Below are 16268 nucleotides of genomic sequence, written 5' to 3' on the forward strand. Positions count from 1 at the left end.
AGTTTCGACCTCGAACTCGCCCAGCAGACAGTTCGAGTTGGCCACGGTCCGACGCAAATGAAGTGCGCCGGACCGTGCTTGCTGTTCTACCCCATCCTCCTGCCGACCCACCAAGAAACAGGTCTGCGGTGTCGGCCGCAACGCCAATGCCGTTGGCCCCAAGGCCGATCGAGACGGTGCACGACGGCGGTGTCGTGCTTCGCTGGTGGTGCTCAGCGGTGGGCTCGCTTCCAGGAGGACGTGCCGCGCATTGTCCGTTCTGTTCGAAGGCTGGTGAGCTGGGGCGGCGTCCAGGTTCGCTGGCGCCGCCGCGGCCGGCTACCGACCAGGGCCGTCGACGGGTAGCAGGACGATCTCGATGGCGAGAGCACCACACTGCTCCTTCTCGACGGAGTAGATGTCGCGCAGGGCCGCGAGGGTGCCGTCCTGATCGGTGGTCGGGTTAATCGCGGCCGGGTCCTCGTGGTCGAGGAGGTTGGTGAAGTCCGGGTAGCGGCTGACGCGGGCGACTTCGCAGGTGACCGGGCCGTCGTGGTCAGTGCGGAAGGTGATCGTGTCGCCGAGGCGGATCGCTGCTTTGGCCGGGCTGGCGGTGCGGACCTCGACGGTCTTCGCGCCGGAGGCGATCAGTTGGTGGTATTCGGGCAAGAGGTGCAGGTCATGTGTTCCGGTCGGGCCGCGATAGTTGGGCAGAGAGCGACGGGTGACCCGGTCAAGGTGTGCGCGAAAGATCTGGTCCGAGTCAGGGGTGCGGCTGCGCAGGGCGACCATGGCGGTGAGGATCACGTCGCACAGCTCGGCCTGGACGTCGGCCTCAGTGCGGCTGTGGCCCTTGCGCGGGTCGGAGTTGAGGAGATCGGCCACGGCTTCGCTGACCTCGCCGGCTTCCTCGCTGATCTTGAGGATGCGCATCAGCTGTTCCTGTTCGGGCGGCAGCGTGGCGTCACTGTCCAGCCAGCCGACGAGGCGGTCTGCGTCGTCCCATGAATGTGCCACTGGTCCTGTTTCTCCGAACGTTGTTGTGCCCCGCCGCCGTGGAGTTGAGGGCAGGCCCGCTCGGGCGGCCGGTCTGGCTGCGGTTCCCGGGAGATGCCGTGCCTTCTCCCCCTGGCAGGTCAGGCGCTGACGAGGTCAGGAAGCGGTTGCCGAGCTGATTCGGTCGCGCGCGGAGCGGGCCGCACTGGACCCCTGCACGGCGGCGAGTTCTTCGTCGAGCTCGTGGAGGCGGTCGGTGATCCGGGTGGAGTTGACGTGGCCGAACAGGTGTAGGGCCGCTGCGGTTGCGGTGTCCGCGCCGTCGAACTCGCGGGCGCGGACGTACGCGCGGGCCAGAGCGATCTGGTCGAAGGCCCTGCTGCGTGTCCGCTCGACCGGGCGAAGCACGGTGCCCGATTGGATGCCGGTGATCGCCCGTCGGGCCCGGTCGATGTCGTGCTCGGCGGCGATCAGCTCGCACACGCCGACGGTAACCTCGTACTCGGCTTGGTCGAACCATTCCACCCAGGTAGGGATCTCGGTGTCGGAGTCGAGGGCGTGTTCGGCGACCGCGATGGATCGCTCGACGGCGGGCAGGTCGCCGAGGGTGGCGTGGCAGCGGGCTTCCAGGGTTGCCAGGACGGCGCGCAGCCGGTCGGCGGGCCGTTTGCGGGTTCCGTACAGCCCGGCTTGGACGAGGTCGAGAGCGTCGGCCGTGCGCCCCAGATGGTTTGCCTGCCTGGCGAGGCAGTTCAGAAGGTGCCCGGCGATTCCGGCGCCCGCCGGTCCCGCGGCTTTGGCCGCTTGGAGGCCGAGCAGCAGGTACTCCTGGGCCTCGGCGTGCCGTCCGGTGTCGTGCGTCATCCAACCGGCGACGGAGGCGAGGTCGGCGACGGCGACGAACAGCTCGCGTCCGACCTTGTCACTGACGCGCCCCTGTTTGGCGAGTTCGGTGACGTCGTGGAGCTGGCCGACGACGGCTCTCCTGCTGAGGCCTCCGCCGTGCGCGTTGTCGAGTGTGCGGAAGGCATCGGTGGTGGCACGGATTCTCTGGACGTCGGAAATGCCGAGGCGGCCCGGCCTGGTGGGGTTGGGGAGTTCGGCGTCCGGGAGGTGGAGCCAGGGCTGCACGGCGGCGAGCAGTTCCGGGCCGGCGAGGAGGCGGGCGCGGCTGGGGGTGGTGTCGTCGGTCATGGCGTCGCTCCGGGTGGTGTCGATGATCGCTGCGACGACCGCCGCTCCCGACCAGGCCGAGGCGATGCCGACCGCCGGTCGGCCCGTCATACCGATGTCGGCCGGGGCAAGGAGAACCTGGGGAGTACTGAGGCGTCCGAGCGCCTTGGCCAGGTACTCGGGGATGGGTGCCCGCGGCTCCTCGCCCGCGATCTACCGGGGCACACGGGAGCGGTCGGGCTGGATGTCGTTCCGGCCGTGCTCGCGGGCTACCTTGCCGACTTCCCGAACGACTCTCTCGTGGCTGGCCCCGGTGCGGGTGACCCAGTGGGCCAGGGCGTTGTTCGGGCGTCGTCCGGATGCGGGCACCGGAGGCTCCCCCTCTGCTCGGTGGCGTTGTGCCGTGCAGTTCAGGGTCATCAGCGTACGCCCCGGGCAGTCAACCACGTGGCACTGAAGGGCTGTTCGCAGCAAAACGCAGCAGCCCGCAGCGGGCTCCGCGGTGCTGGTCCGCACGGGAGTGCAGCAGTCGCGCGCCTGTCACCGCAGCAGCCGGATGCGGTGTCTTTGTGGTCAGCCGGCGAGCGCCGGACGGTCCACCTCCCAGAGGAGATCACGATGGAGAACCTGCTGACGGACGAGGTCTTCGACCCGCAGTTCGGCGAGCACGAGGCCGACGCGCTGACCAACGGCCGCAACCGCAGCAACGACAGCGACAAGGACAACTACTTCGAGTAGCCGCCGACGTCCCGCGCAGAGCGCCCGGGACAGGTGGCGAGCAAGGGGTCCGGCACGGCGGGAAGCCGAGCCGGACCCCCGGTTCATGAACGAAGACGGTCGGCGGTGGAGGAGGCGTTGTGATCGAGTGGATCGAGAGCGGTGGGCCAGGGCTGTCAGGCCGTCCGGTGTTCGGCGGCGGCGTCGCAGTGCGCGAGGTCAGCGACGAGCGGGGGCGATTGGCGATAGCCGGTGACTGCGGCGCGGAACTGGCGCGGCTGCGTGCCGCGCTGGATGCGGTTGCCGCGGGGCGCTGGGCGGAGCTGACGGGCTGGGCGGGCTCGTACTGGGTGGTGGCCGAGCAGGCAGGCGGGCGCCGGTTCGTGTGCGGTGACCTGGCCGGTGTGCGGGGGCTGTGGCACGCCCGGGACCGAGCGGCTGGGGTGGTGTGGTCGAGCGACCTGGCCCGGCTGGCCGCCCGTGTGGGGGCGTCGGTGGATTTGGAGCTGCTGGCCGCCCGCTTGGCGGTTGGTGGTCAGCACTGGCCGACCCGCAGTCCGTGGGCCGGGGTACAGCGGGTGCCGGGTGGGTGGGGTCTGGTCCTGGACCGGAGCGGGGTGCGCCTGGTCGATGTCCGGAATGTGGGACCGGAGAAGGACGTGGTGGCCGGGGCGGGGCGGCTCGGTGAGGCGCTGCGGGTCGCGGTGCAGCGCAGGGTACGGCTGGCGGGCGGGCCGGTGGGGGCGGATCTGTCCGGAGGGCTGGATTCGTCGGCGTCCGTGCTGCTCGCCGCCGAGGTCGGTTCGGTGCACGCGGTCACCTACACCGATGCGCTCACCAGCGCGGAGGACGCTCTCTACGCGGCGCGGGTGGCGGTGCACACGGGGGTCAGGCACACGATCGCACAGGGCGGGAGCAGCGAGCTGCCGTTCGGCCTGAAAAGTGCGCCGGCCACCGCAGAACCCGCCGCAGCGGTGGTGAACCTGGGGATGGACCGGTGCTACCTGGAGCCCGTGGCCGGTCTGCCCGTGCACCTGACCGGGCACGGCGGGGATGTGGTGCTGGACTCGTCGGCGGCGTGCTGGGTCGGACAGATCCAGCGCCGCATGTCGGGCGAGGCCCGGCGCGGCGCGCACGACTTCGCGCGGCTGCGCAACGTGGCGCCCGGCCCGTACTGGCAGTCGCTCAAGAAGGCGGCGGCCTCCACGCCCTCCCGGGCGGCAGGGACGACGGCGCGGCAGTTGCGGGCCGGAGGGCTGCCGCCGACGTCCCCCGGGTGGGCCTGGTGCCGCCCGGGGCAGGGGGCCGGATGGCTGACCGCCCCAGGGCGGCGTGCGGTCGCCGACCTCCTGGATGGCACGTGGGGCGAGCCGGTGCACGACGGTTTCGCCGACGACGTGGACCAGTGGGCAGCGTTGTGGGCGGTCGGGGACGATGCCCGCGCCGCCGCCCCACTGTACGACGCCATCGGCGTCCGGCCGGTGCACCCGTTCCTCGACAACCAGGTGGTGCGCGCCGCCTTCGCGATCCCCGCTTACCGCCGCCGGGGCACCTACACCTACAAGCCGGTTCTGGCCGCCGCGGTGGAGCTGCCAGACTGGCTGATCGGGCGACGCTCGAAGGGCTCATTCACCGCGCAACGCATCCAGGGTCTAGCTCGCCACCGCCGCACTCTAGAGGAGCTGGTGACCGACAATGCCCTGGCCGCATCCGGGCTGGTCAACGCGGGGGCGGTGCGCTCCGCGCTCGCGGAGACTGCGGCCGGGCGCACGGCCGACCCGATCGCCGACCTCCACCACCTGGTGATCGTGTGCCAGTGGCTGCGCGGGTCGGTGTCCGCCTCGGTGCCGTTGGCAGCGGCATGCTGACCGTCTCGCCGCACGTGCGGCATGCCACAGCGAACAGCCGGACCGCCGTCTTGAACGTGCAGGCCGGGACCTGGGTGATGCTCGACCCGGCGGCCTCCCGGATCTGGCAGGCGATCGTGCATCGCGGCGGTACCGAAGGGCTCGCCGAGGAGATCGCCGTCCCCGTCGACGCGGACCCGGCCACCGTCCGGGAGAAGATCGTGGCAGCCGTCGCCGGCATGGTCGAGCGTGGCCTGCTCACCGACCTGAACGCCCCGCTGCCACGGCGGCCGTGGTGGCGGCGGCTCAGGAGCACGCGATGACCGTGATGACGCCGGCCGCCAGGCCACCTGTCCGCCGGCGCACCCGGTTCGCTGCCGTGTTGGCGCTGGCCGCGTCGCTGGTGCTGCACCGGCTGCCACTGCGTCACCGTCTGGCGGTGCTCCGCCCGCTGGGGCGCGCACGGTACGCGAGCGTGGCCGTGCTGGAGGGGCGGTACGACGCGGTCCTCGCGGTGGTGCCCCGGTGGTGGCCCGGGCGGATCGCGTGCACGGAGGTGGGGTTGGCCACTGTGCTGGCGTGCGCGCTGGCGGGCCGCCGAGCCGATCTGGTCTACGGCGCCCGGTTCCTCCCCGACGCCGCACACGCCTGGGCCGAAGTTCCGGGAGGAGCAGCAGGCCGGGACACCGGGGACGCGGGCGACCGCCCGTGGACACCCGTCGCACGATTCCCCGAGCGAGTGAATCCCTCATAGCGGAGTTGACGCCATGGCTCGCTGAACTCTCGTGATTCCCTGGATGGTTCGGGAAACTGGTTGCCCGGCTATCGCGCCGTGGCCCCTGATGTCCTGGTGACCGCTCCCGTTCTCCCGCTGGCCCCGACCGGCCAGGTCCCGCACATGGCGCTGGAGGCCGACCGCCACGACGCCGTCGCGCGCGCCGTCAGCACCGGCAGCATCGCCCGCCGCCTGCCGGCCGCCCTGCGCCAGGCCTTGGTGCTGGGCTGGCGCACCGACCGCCCCACCGTCGTCCTGCTGCTCACCGCGCAGGCGGTGACGGCCGCTCTGACCGTCGCCGCCCTGGGTGCGACCACCCGGCTCCTGGCCGCGCTGTTCGCCACCGGCGGCCTGCGCGCCGCGCTGGCCGCGAACGTCTGGCCGCTGGCCCTGCTCGGCGCCGTCGTCGTCGGGCGCTACCTCGCGGACGCCGTCGCACAGGCCGCCGCCGCCCGCCTCGCCCCCCGGGTCGTCCGCGAGGCCGACCTCCAGGTGATCGCCGCCGCGACCCGCGCGGAGCTGATCGCCTACGAGGACCCGGCGTTCGCCACCGCGTACGAGGCCGCCACCGACGGCACCGAACGCACCCGCGACCTGATCACCGACGCCCAACACCTCACCGCCGCAGCCGCCCGTCTGGCAGCCGGTGCCGCGTTTCTCGCCTACCTGCATGCCGCGCTGCTGCCGCTGTTGCTCGCCGCCGCGCTGCCCGCAGCGTGGGGCGCGGTGCGGGCCGCCCGGATCGAGCACGCCGCGCACCACCGCGCCCTCGCCGACGCCCGGCTGCGTGGCGTCCTGCGCGGCTACACCACCGAGCGGACCACCGCCGACGAGGTCCGGGCAAACGGTATGGGCCCCTACCTCACCGAGCAGTACCGCACCGTGTCCGCACGGCTGGAGGCCGAACAACTCGCCGGGGCCCGCCGGGCGCTGCTGGCCAAGGGGGCCGGCGACACGATCACCGCGGCGGCCGCCCCAGCGACCTGGGCCGTGCTGCTGTGGCTGGCCACCACGGGCCGCACCGATCCAGCCGCCGCCGGCGCCGCCGCGCTCGCCCTGCGCACCGCCTCGGCCGCCTCCGCCGGCCTGCTCGCCGCCGGGGCCGGGCTGTTCCGCACCTGCCTGGCCTTGGACGACTGGACCAACTTCCTGCGGGTCGCCGACTCCTGGGCGAACCGCCGCGGCACCGCACGGATCACCGCCGCCCCAGCGACCATCACCGCGACCAACGTCCAGTTCACCTACCCCGGTACGGACCGCCCCGCCCTCGACGGCATCAATCTCACCCTCCGCCGAGGCGAGATGGTGGCCCTGATCGGGGAGAACGGCTCCGGGAAGACCACCCTGGCCAAACTCCTCACCGGCCTGTACCTGCCGACGGCGGGCACCGTCGCCTGGGACGGCCAGGACCTCGCCGGGGCCACCCCGGAGAGCCTGTTCGGCCAGCTCGCCGTCGTCCCGCAGGACTACACCCGGTGGCCGCTGGCCGTGCGGGAGAACATCACGCTCGGCCAGGCGAGCACCGACGCGAAGGTCCTCGCCGCCGCCGAGGCCGCCGGCGCGGACGAAGTCGTCGCCCGGCTCCCCCACGGTCTGGACGCCTCCCTCGCCCGCTCCTGGTGGGGTGGGCACGACCTCTCGGGCGGCCAGTGGCAGCGCCTCGCCGTCGCAAGGGCGTTCCACCGCGACGCCCCGGTACTCGTCCTGGACGAGCCGACGGCCGCCATGGACGCCAGGGCGGAGCGCCGGGTGTTCGACCGCCTCAGGTCCCTCGCGGCGAGCCGGACCACCGTGTTCGTCACGCACCGGCTGTCGAACGCCCGCGCCGCGGACCTGATCGTCGTCCTTCAGCACGGCCGGGTGGTGCAGACCGGGTCCTGGAGTGAACTCTCCACCAGCCCAGGGTTGTTCCACGATCTCCTGAAGCTCCAGGAGGGGCACTGATCCCTGTCCCGCACCTGGCCGACTACGGCCCAAGGGTGCCGGCGCGGGCGGGCGGCGGCGCGGGCGGCCCGGTAGGAGGGGCCCACTCGCCCTCAACCGGCGGCGGCGCCGGGGCCGAGGGGACCGGCGGCGCGTGTCAGGCGGTCGAGGTGATGGCTCGGGTGACGGCCGTGACCGCCGGGGTCGGGCGGCCGGGGAGGCGCACTACGAGGACGCGGCGGAGCTCGGGAGGTGTGCCTTCGACGTTCAGCAGGCTCACCCCGGGCGGCAGCACCGGGGAGAGCCGGGAGGGCACCGTCGTCACCCCGAAGCCGCCGGCGACCAGTTGGAGCTTCGTCAGCCAGTCGCGCGCGCTGTGGACGATGTGCGGACGTGCGGGCAGGCCGGGCCAGACGCCGAGCAGTGGCTCGGAGTTCGACGCCGGGGCGGCGATCCACGGGGCGTCGACCAGTTCGTCGACGTGCACCTCGGTGCGGCCGGCGAACGCTCCGGTCGAAGGCACCGCAACGACCAGTTCGGTGTCCATGACGGTCTCGACGTGCAGGCGCGGCGACTCGCCGTCCAAGGGCCGGTGGGGCGGGCGGGACGTCAGGACGGCGAGGTCGATCGAGCCCGCGCGCAGTGCCCGGACCAGGGTGGGGGTGGTGCCCTCGGTCGTGGTGACCGTGATCCGCGGGTCGGTTGCCGCGAGGCGGGCGAGGGCGGGAGGCAAGATGGCCGCGCCCGCGCTCAGGAACAGTCCCAGCCGCACCAGTTCGGTCCGCGGGGCGGTGCCGGTGAGGTCGTGCTCGGCCGCCGTCAGGCAGTCCAGGATCGTGCGGGCGTGGCGCAGCAGGGTCAGGCCCGCGGGGGTGAGCCGCACCCCGTCGGGGCGGCGTTCGAACAGGGTGGTGCCCGCGCTCCGTTCGAGGGAGGCGGCCTGGCGTGAGATCGCCGACTGGGTGTAACCGAGCCGGGCGGCTGCCGCGGTGAAGCTGCCGGACTCGGCGATCTGCTGCAGGACCCGCAGGCCCGTGCTGGAGATATCCATGCGGCATACGCATACCACAGATGCTTGATCGTCGCTTCCCGCATGCTCTCCCGGGTTTCTAGGGTCGAACTCGACGAACTCGACGAACACGGAGGTCATCACGTGCGAGCAGCAGTCCTGACGCAGTTCGGCGCCCCGCTCACGGTGCGGGAGGTGCCCGACCCCGAGGCCGGCGGCGGCGAGGTGGTGGTCGAGGTACTCGCCACCTGCGTGGCCCCGTACGCGGCCGAGGTCTTCAGCGGCGAGCGGAACTACCCCCTGGTCCCTCCCGTGGTGCCCGGGATCGGCGGGGTCGGACGGGTCGTCCACGTGGGCCCGGACGCCACCCGGCTGCGCCCCGGCGACCTGGTGTGGTGCGACTGCACGGTGCGCTCGCGGGATGACGCCCTGACGCCCGACATCACGCTCCAGGGCTGGAGCTCCCGCGGCGAGGGCGGCGCGCGGCTCGCCCGGCACCTGCACGACGGATCGTTCGCCGAGCTCATGCGGGTCCCGACGGAGAACGTCTTCCCGCTGCCCGCGGCGGCGGGGGACGACCCGGCCCGCTGGGCCGCGCTCGGCGTTCACGTCATCCCGTACGGCGGGCTGCTGGCCGGCGGGCTCGCGGCCGGTGAGACGCTGCTCGTCAGCGGGGCCACCGGCAACCTCGGCAGCAGTGCGGTCGCGGTCGCGCTCGCGATGGGGGCGGGCCGGGTGGTCGCCCCCGGCCGCAACCGGGCCGCGCTCGACCTCCTCGCGGACCGGTTCGGCCCGCGGGTGCGCCCCATCCCGCTGACCGGGGACGAGGCCGGCGACCGCGCGGCGATGTCCGCGGCGGGCGACGGCCCGATCGACATGGTGATCGACCTGCTGCCGCCGAGCGCACCCAGCTCGGTGGCGCGCACGGCAGCCATGACCGTGCGCGAGTACGGCCGCGTCGTTCTCATGGGCGGCGTCGGCATGCTCGGTGGCGACGACCTCGCGCTCCCGTACCCATGGATCATGCGCAACTCGGTCACCGTGCGCGGCCAGTGGATGTACCCGCGGACGGCGAACGTCGGCATCATCCGGCTCCTCGCCTCGGGCGCCCTGGACCTCGCCCCCGAACGGGTCCGGTCCTTCGGCCTCAGTGCCGTCAACGACGCCGTCGCGTACGCCGCCTCACATGGTGGCCCGTTCGACCGCACCGCCCTCATCCCACCGGCTCGCTGACCGGGCCGGCTGATCTCCACACGTCAGCGCCACGGCCCAGCGCTCGTCCGGGGAGCCGGGCCGACGCGTTCAGGTGGCTACTGGGCCAGCACCACGGTGAAGACGAAGAGGACGACGGCGAGGACGATGGTGCACAGCACCGCGGCCCGCATGGGCGTCAGCCAGTCCCGGAAGCGCTTCTCCGGAAGGACGCGCTGGCTCGGACTGGTGCTGTGCTTCCACCAGTCGACGACCCGCCGGAAGTCGGCGTCGAAGTCCTCCGACGGGTGGAGGTCGCTGGCCATCACGGTGGACATCCAGTGGCGCCGGCCGTCGGTGGTGTGGACCCGGGCCACACGTGTGGGCGCGCCGCGGCCTTGGAACTCCGACACGTCGATCCAGGAGATCTGTTGCCAGGAGTAGGTGCGGCCGCGGCCGAACCCCCAGCTGATGGTGACTCCGTCGGTGCCGACCCTGCTCCAGTACCGCATGGAGAGGAGGCGACTCGCGGCGGCCAACACCACCGTCCCGCCGACGAGTAGGACCATGGGGCCGAGGCCGAGGTGGAACTTCAGGTGGCCGGCGACGAGTTCGGCCGTGACGACGATGAGCACCGGCCCGAGGTCGGACCAGTCCGGGCGGAATCTGTCTTTCCCCCGGAAGATCAGTTCATTCACACTGCGCACACTACGCCGCCCTCGCCCCGGCCTCGCAGGGGGATGGGTCAACGGCCGTGCGGCTCCCGTCGGGGCCGGTCGAACACCGACAAGTCGGCTGGCACCGCGTCTGGTTGTGCCGGCTCGCGCCGAACCTCGCTCTGAACCTCGTGCTGGACGAGGACGCTGCGGAGCCCGGCCGAGCGGGCTCGGATCACCCGATCACAGACGCCTGCCAGTACTGGACCCCTTCGACGGTGTTGCGCGGCTTGTGGGCCTCGCGGTCGAAGGGCGGCATGACGGGCGGCCGTGGCGCGCCTACTCGCCACGCTTCGCAGGCTGCGGGGCGAAGGGGCCCGGGGTGGTGAAGGCGAGGGTGGCGAAGCGTTGGGCCAGGTGGTGGTGGGTGGCGGCGTCCGGGTGGAGTTGGTCGGGCAGCGGGAGGCCGGCGGCGTCGGCCGGTCCGTAGAGGTCGCGGCCGTCGAGGTAGTGGAGGTTCGGGTCGTCGGCGGCCCGCTGTTCGACGATGCGGGCCAGCTCGTCCCGGATGACGCCCAGCGTCAGCTTTCCGCTCGCGCGCTCCGCGGGGTCGCCCGTTGCCCGGAAGCAGAGTTGTCCGGCGCTGAGAGCGGTGAGGTCGATCGTGCTGGGGCCGGGTGTGTCCTCGACCATGGGGCACAGGATGGGCGAGACGACCAGCAGCGGCGTTCGGGGGTGGCCGTCGCGGATGGTGTCGAGGAAGCCGTGGACGGCGGGGGTGAAAGCGCGCAGGCGCATCAGATCGTGGTTGACCACGTTGATGCCGATCTTGACGCTGATCAGGTCGGCGGGGGTGTCCCGCATGGTGCGGGCGGTGAAGGGGTCGAGCAGGGCGCTGCCGCCCAGGCCCAGGTTGATCAGTTCCACGCCGCCGAGGGCGGCGGCCAGAGCGGGCCAGGTGGTGGTGGGACCGGCGGCGTCGGAGCCGTGGCTGATGGAACTTCCGTGGTGCAGCCACACCTTGCGGCCTCGGTCCGGCGCGGGCTCGACGGGGGCGTCGGTCCGCAGTGCAACGAGTTCGGTGGTCTCGTTGTAGGGCAGCCAGATCTCGACGTCCTTGACCCGGTCGGGCAGGTCGCTGAAGCGGAGAGTGCCGGCGGTGCCTGGGCGGCGTTTGGCGGTCCTGGCGGTGATGTCGATGGTCAGCGTGTCGCCACCGGTCACGCCGGCCTGACCGGCCAGGCGGCCGTCGACGAGCAGGTCGTAGACGCCGTCCGGGCGCGCCGGGGCACCCACGTAGGCGGTCTTGGTCGGCAGGGTGTCCAGTTCGACGGCGGTGGCCCGGGTGCGGAAGGCCAGCCGTACACCGGAGGGTTGGGACTCCGCCCTGGCCAGCTGCGGGTCGGCGCACTGGGCGCGGGCCCAGGCGGGCAGTCGGTGCGGCAGCAGGCCGCGCTCGGTCTGCTCCAGGTCGAGGGCTCCGCGCAGGAGGTCCGCGGTGATGGGTGTGGTGATCCAGGCGTGCGGATCGTGCTGGCGGTGCATGGTGTCGGCCTGCCCGTCGGGGTTGTCGTGGTGTTGCGATTCATTCGATGGGGGGGGTGCCGGGGGCCAGGGCCCTTCAGCAGGCGGCTGTGCAGGGCCTGCTGAGGCTCCGGTAAGACATCTAGACGTCTAGATGTCCAGGCTGCAGATGCTATCCCTCGCCGAACCGCACCCGGTTGAACAACAGGAGAACTTCACGGATGCGAATCCGGACTGAACCCAGGACCGCGGCTCCGTAGGATTCGCCACGTGCCGACGCCACGGAACAACGGTCCGTTGTGCCTCCAGTTCGCCCACGCCATCCAGGAGCGCATCGACACCGGCGAGTACCCCCCGGGCTCCCGACTGCCGAGCGAGCCGGAACCGTGCGGGCAGTTCGGCGCCGACCGCCTGATGATTCGTCAGGCCATCGCCGATCTCGACCGCGCGGGCGCGATCGAGATCAGGCGGGGGGTCGGCACCTTCGTGCGCCGGCCGGTCGTGCGGGCCACGATCGATGTCGACCCGAACAGCGCCCGCCTCGATGTCGGCAGCCAGAGCGTGCCGGTGCGCGGTCTGAAGGGCACCGAGGAACGGGCCGTGGAGGTGTCGGTCGGCTCGGACACGGCGCCCGACCGGCAGGCGGCCGAGCATCTACGGCTGCCCACGAGCGCGCTGACTCGCATCGACACACTGATCGTGATCTCCGCCCAGCCTTGGGCCGTGAACAGCTACTGGGTGGCCACGCACCTGCTGCCCACAGGCTTCGCGGAGTCAACGGAGTCGCGGAACACCGCGGTGGCGGTGGCCGAGGCGATCGGTATCGAACTCGAATACGACTGGCGCTCGTTCAGCGCGATCGCCGCCGACATCGCCGACGCGCAGCGGCTCGACGTCTCGGCCGGCAGTCCGCTGCTCCTGCGCGAGGGGGTCAGCTGCGCACCGGACGGGCGGCCGATCCTCCACGTACGCCGGCGGATCTACGGCGAGAACGCCAGCTTCGTGATGCGCTACCGCGAGTGGCGCCAGGCGGACCAGGGCTCGGGCGGCGCGGACACCCGGCGGCCGAGACGCGCCTCGTCGCGCGGGGACTCTCACCTCTCTCCCGTCGCAAGTGATCCGGACCGCATTTGACGCTGCGCCCAGGTGTGACCAGGTGTGACCAGGTGTGACCAGGCACAACCGGAACAACCGGGACGTCGGGGGCAAGAGCCCGGTGGCCCGACGGCCTCGGTGAAGCCGCCGGGCCACCGACCCGCTACGTCCTACTTCTCCTCCGGCTCCCAGGCGCGGAGCAGGTCGAGCAGCCCTGCGTCCCCGTCCACGCGCAAGGACTCGGCCTTGATGCGGTCGTACAGGTAGAGGACCAACTCGCCGGCCGTGCCATGGACGGACGCGCCGGCTGCCTCCGGCTCCTCGCCGGCCGCGGCGGTGGGCGCCGGGATGCGGGCGGAGCGTGCGCCGTCGCCGTCGACCGTGAGGCGCCAGGAGCGGCCCTCGGCGGAGTGGAAGTCGAAGGCCGTGGGCTTGTGCGGCCAGGCACTCGGCGTTCCGCAGACGGTGAACAGGAACTCCTCCACACCGTCGAGTGCCACCTCGACCGGCAGCGGCTGCGCAGCGCCCCCGGCGAGCCGGGCGTCGTACGTGTGCACCGCGATCTCCTGGACCCGGTGCCGGGCGACACCGCCGGAGGTTCGCGGTGACTGCGACGCGGGCCACCACGTCCAGCAACCGCTCTCCGGGCCCGCCTCGCGCAGGGCGCCCAGCAGGAGCTGCGTCGACGCGGCCAGCCAGGCCAGCAGGGCCTCACGCTCGCGCGGCACTTCCAGCGCGGCGCGCGCAGCGGCGGCCTCGGCCGGGGGAGCGTCGGCAGGCCCCGCGCCGACGATAGCGGCCCAGAAACGGTCTCCCCCACCCAGGTGCTTCACCAGATCGAACAGCGTCCACCCGGGGCAGGTCGGCACCTGTGCATCGAGACTGGGCGCGGCGGCGACCGCGGCGCGGAAGGCGGTCGACCGTTCATCGATCAGTCGCAACAGGTCAGGAAGCCCGAGATTCTTTTCCACGCCGGATGTCTATCACCGTGCTCCGGTGATCGACCAGCGATTTTCACGGTCGCCGCCGGTTGGCCATTGCGGACGTCCTCACCTCCCACCGCCCGCCTAGATGAATGAGTCCGATGTCCTCAGTGGTCATAGGCGATGAGTGAGCGCTTGAGCGCGGCGCCGGTGTTCCAGTTGTGCCAGATCGCGGCGGCGAGGGCGAGCAGGCGTTGACCGGTGCGGGCGAAGACGCCGGCCTCGGTTCGTGCGCCGTGCTGTTCGAGACTGAGCTGGCCCTTGAGGGTGTCGATGACTGCCTCGATCCACTGGCGGACGCGGGCGAGCCTGCCGAATCGGGCAGGCTCGCCCTTGCGGTCGGGCCGGACCAGGTGCGCGCCGAGCTCGTCGGTGACGAAGGCCTCGAACGCGGCTCCGGCGAAGCCTTTGTCGCCGAGGATCACCTGGCCCCGGCGCACGAGGTGTCGGTCACGGCCGAGCATGGCCTCCATGACCTCGCGCTCGCCGAGTTTCGGGTTGGCCAGGCACCAGCTGACCGGCATGCCCTCGGCCGTGGTCAACAGGTAGAGCCGCAGACCCCAGAAGAAGCGGGAGTGACTGGCGCAGTAGCCGTACCCTGCGGTGCCGGCCAGGGCCGAGCGCTTGACCGTCTCACGGGAGGCCGCGCAGGGCAGCGGCGTGGAGTCGATCAGCCGCAGGTCGTCGTGCCAGGTCGGCACCTGCCGGGCCAGTGCGCCGACGACCTGCGGGATGAGCGGGCCGGCCGCGTTCAGACGCTTGTTGTAGCCGGACTGCCCCGGCAGGTACGGGAACAGGTGCCGCAGCCGGCCACTCGCGAAGCGGTGCCAGTGCCTCGCCGACGGGAAGCCGAGCAGTACCTGCGCCACGGCCAGGCACAGCAGTTCCGCATCCGAGAGCCTCGGAGGTCGCCCGATCCGGTGACGAGGGGCCATGTGATCGTCGATGAACACGTACAGTGCCGTCAGAAGGGTGTCCAGGTTCGTCTTCACAAACCAACCAACGGGCACCCTTCGTCATGGTCGCGGCCAGCCCAACAATCGGACTCATTCATCTAGTAGGGCTTGGTCAGGTCTGTGCGGTAGTGGCGTGTCTGTTGGCGGGTTGTGTCGTTGATGGTGTGTGACACCTGAGGAGATGGCCGGGGTCCGGGAGGACCTGGCGGCGTTCACGGCGGAGATGTTCGAAGCGTTCACGCGCGCGGATCAGCATCGCTGGGGGCAGGCGTATGTGCGGGGACTGCTGTTGGACGGGCGGCGCAAGTCGGTGGAGCCGATGGCCGCGCGGCTTGGTGAGGACGGCAACCGGCAGGCGCTGGCGCACTTCGTGACCACCAGCCCGTGGGACCCGGCGCATGTGCGGGCCCGGCTGGCCTGGAGGATGCAGGCCGAGCTGAAGCCGACGGCGCTGATCATCGACGACACGGGTTTCCTCAAGGACGGTGACGCCTCCGCGTGCGTGTCGAGGCAGTACACCGGAACCGCGGGCAAGGTGACCAACTGCCAGGTGGGCGTCTCGCTGCACCTGGCCACCGACCACGCCTCCGCCGCCGTCGACTGGCGGCTGTTCCTCCCCAAGCCCTGGGACCCGGCCTCCGACAAGGCCGACCCGCTCAAGGTGGCCCGCCGCCAGCGGTGCGGCATCCCGGCGGATCTCGGGCATGTGGAGAAGTGGCAGCTCGCCCTGGACATGATCGACGAGACCCGTTCCTGGGGCGTGCACGTCCCGCTGGCCGTCGCGGACGCCGGCTACGGCGACACGGCCGCGTTCCGGCTGGGCGTGAACGAGCGCGGGATGAACTACGTCGTGGGCATCTCCACCACCCTCAGCGCCCAGCCGGGCTCCGCCCGGCCCCTCACCCCGCCCTACAGCGGGACCGGACGGCCGCCGGTGGCCCGGTATCCCGATCCGGCGAAGAGCGTGAAGACGCTGGCCGTCGAGGCGGGACGCGGTGCGGCCAGGCCGGTGTCCTGGCGCGAGGGCTCACGCCCGGGCAGGGGCCGCACCGGGTGCAGACGCATGTACTCGCGGTTCGTCGCGCTGCGGATCCGGCCCGCCGGACGGGAGATCCGCGACCGGGCCGACGGTGCGGAACTGCCCGAGTGCTGGCTGCTGGCCGAGTGGCCCGCCAAGGAGCCCGAGCCGGTGCAGTTCTGGCTCTGCGACCTGCCCGCCGACACCCCGCTGACCACTCTGGTCCGCCTGGCCAAACTCCGCTGGCGCGTCGAGCACGACTACCGGGAGATGAAACAGGCCCTGGGACTCGCCCACTTCGAGGGTCGCACCTTCAACGGCTGGCACCACCATGTCACCCTCGTCGCCCTCGCCCACGCCTTCTGCACCCTGCGGAGGCTGGCCCGTGCCCCAAAAGAAACGGCACCGGCCTGAGTCTCTACCAGG

General features: G+C 72.1%; 14 protein-coding genes. 7 read left to right on the plus strand and 7 right to left on the minus strand.

All coding sequences use genetic code 11. The features are described from left to right. Positions 1-318 precede the first annotated feature (318 nt). Together OG556_RS36235 and OG556_RS36240 are read right to left on the minus strand one after the other, a co-directional pair. A complete protein-coding gene (locus tag OG556_RS36235) occupies positions 319-912 on the minus strand; it encodes an ASCH domain-containing protein (RefSeq protein WP_371523093.1) in 594 nt (197 codons plus the stop codon). A 219-nt stretch (positions 913-1131) separates the two neighbouring features. Continuing rightward, positions 1132-2259 (minus strand): transcriptional regulator, encoded by a 1128-nt coding sequence (locus OG556_RS36240; protein ID WP_331743976.1) that lies wholly within the window; start codon positions 2257-2259, stop codon positions 1132-1134. A gap of 746 nt (positions 2260-3005) precedes the next feature. On the opposite strand from OG556_RS36240, the gene OG556_RS36245 reads away from it, so the two are divergent. The 4 genes from OG556_RS36245 (at position 3006) to OG556_RS36260 (ending at position 7431) form a co-directional block, all read left to right on the plus strand. Then, positions 3006-4733 carry an asparagine synthase-related protein gene (locus OG556_RS36245; RefSeq protein WP_331743979.1) on the plus strand — a complete coding sequence of 576 codons (1728 nt, stop codon included), beginning with the start codon at positions 3006-3008 and terminating at the stop codon, positions 4731-4733. A gap of 56 nt (positions 4734-4789) precedes the next feature. Then, on the plus strand, positions 4790-5035 hold the full coding sequence (locus OG556_RS36250; RefSeq protein ID WP_371523198.1) for a PqqD family protein: 246 nt from the start codon (positions 4790-4792) through the stop codon (positions 5033-5035). Beyond that, positions 5032-5466 carry a lasso peptide biosynthesis B2 protein gene (locus tag OG556_RS36255; RefSeq protein WP_331743985.1) on the plus strand — a complete coding sequence of 145 codons (435 nt, stop codon included), beginning with the start codon at positions 5032-5034 and terminating at the stop codon, positions 5464-5466. Before OG556_RS36250 ends, OG556_RS36255 begins: the two co-directional genes overlap by 4 nt. A gap of 96 nt (positions 5467-5562) precedes the next feature. Beyond that, positions 5563-7431 (plus strand): ATP-binding cassette domain-containing protein, encoded by a 1869-nt coding sequence (locus tag OG556_RS36260; RefSeq protein ID WP_331743988.1) that lies wholly within the window; start codon positions 5563-5565, stop codon positions 7429-7431. A gap of 136 nt (positions 7432-7567) precedes the next feature. On the opposite strand, the gene OG556_RS36265 is transcribed toward OG556_RS36260, so the two are convergent. Next, on the minus strand, positions 7568-8461 hold the full coding sequence (locus OG556_RS36265; protein ID WP_331743991.1) for a LysR family transcriptional regulator: 894 nt from the start codon (positions 8459-8461) through the stop codon (positions 7568-7570). A gap of 102 nt (positions 8462-8563) precedes the next feature. On the opposite strand from OG556_RS36265, the gene OG556_RS36270 reads away from it, so the two are divergent. Then, positions 8564-9652 carry an alcohol dehydrogenase catalytic domain-containing protein gene (locus tag OG556_RS36270; RefSeq protein WP_331745403.1) on the plus strand — a complete coding sequence of 363 codons (1089 nt, stop codon included), beginning with the start codon at positions 8564-8566 and terminating at the stop codon, positions 9650-9652. 77 nt (positions 9653-9729) lie between these two features. On the opposite strand, the gene OG556_RS36275 is transcribed toward OG556_RS36270, so the two are convergent. Both OG556_RS36275 and OG556_RS36280 read right to left on the minus strand, forming a co-directional pair. Then, positions 9730-10308: a hypothetical protein gene (locus OG556_RS36275; protein ID WP_371523094.1), complete on the minus strand. Its 579-nt coding sequence runs from the start codon at positions 10306-10308 to the stop codon at positions 9730-9732. 297 nt (positions 10309-10605) lie between these two features. Next, positions 10606-11811, minus strand: a complete 1206-nt coding sequence (locus OG556_RS36280; RefSeq protein ID WP_331743997.1) for a GDSL-type esterase/lipase family protein — start codon at positions 11809-11811, stop codon at positions 10606-10608. Between the two features lie 249 nt (positions 11812-12060). On the opposite strand from OG556_RS36280, the gene OG556_RS36285 reads away from it, so the two are divergent. Next, positions 12061-12924 carry a GntR family transcriptional regulator gene (locus tag OG556_RS36285; RefSeq protein ID WP_331744000.1) on the plus strand — a complete coding sequence of 288 codons (864 nt, stop codon included), beginning with the start codon at positions 12061-12063 and terminating at the stop codon, positions 12922-12924. 131 nt (positions 12925-13055) lie between these two features. On the opposite strand, the gene OG556_RS36290 is transcribed toward OG556_RS36285, so the two are convergent. After that, positions 13056-13856 (minus strand): maleylpyruvate isomerase family mycothiol-dependent enzyme, encoded by an 801-nt coding sequence (locus OG556_RS36290; RefSeq protein ID WP_331744003.1) that lies wholly within the window; start codon positions 13854-13856, stop codon positions 13056-13058. Between the two features lie 119 nt (positions 13857-13975). Beyond that, positions 13976-14860 carry an IS982 family transposase gene (locus OG556_RS36295; protein ID WP_331744010.1) on the minus strand — a complete coding sequence of 295 codons (885 nt, stop codon included), beginning with the start codon at positions 14858-14860 and terminating at the stop codon, positions 13976-13978. Positions 14861-15005: 145 nt separating this feature from the next. Between OG556_RS36295 and OG556_RS36300 the strand changes: the two genes are divergently transcribed. Next, positions 15006-16256 carry an IS701 family transposase gene (locus OG556_RS36300; RefSeq protein WP_331745405.1) on the plus strand — a complete coding sequence of 417 codons (1251 nt, stop codon included), beginning with the start codon at positions 15006-15008 and terminating at the stop codon, positions 16254-16256. The last annotated feature ends 12 nt before the right edge of the window (positions 16257-16268 follow it).

The sequence above is a fragment of the Kitasatospora sp. NBC_01300 genome (assembly GCF_041435235.1).
GTDB lineage: Bacteria > Actinomycetota > Actinomycetes > Streptomycetales > Streptomycetaceae > Kitasatospora.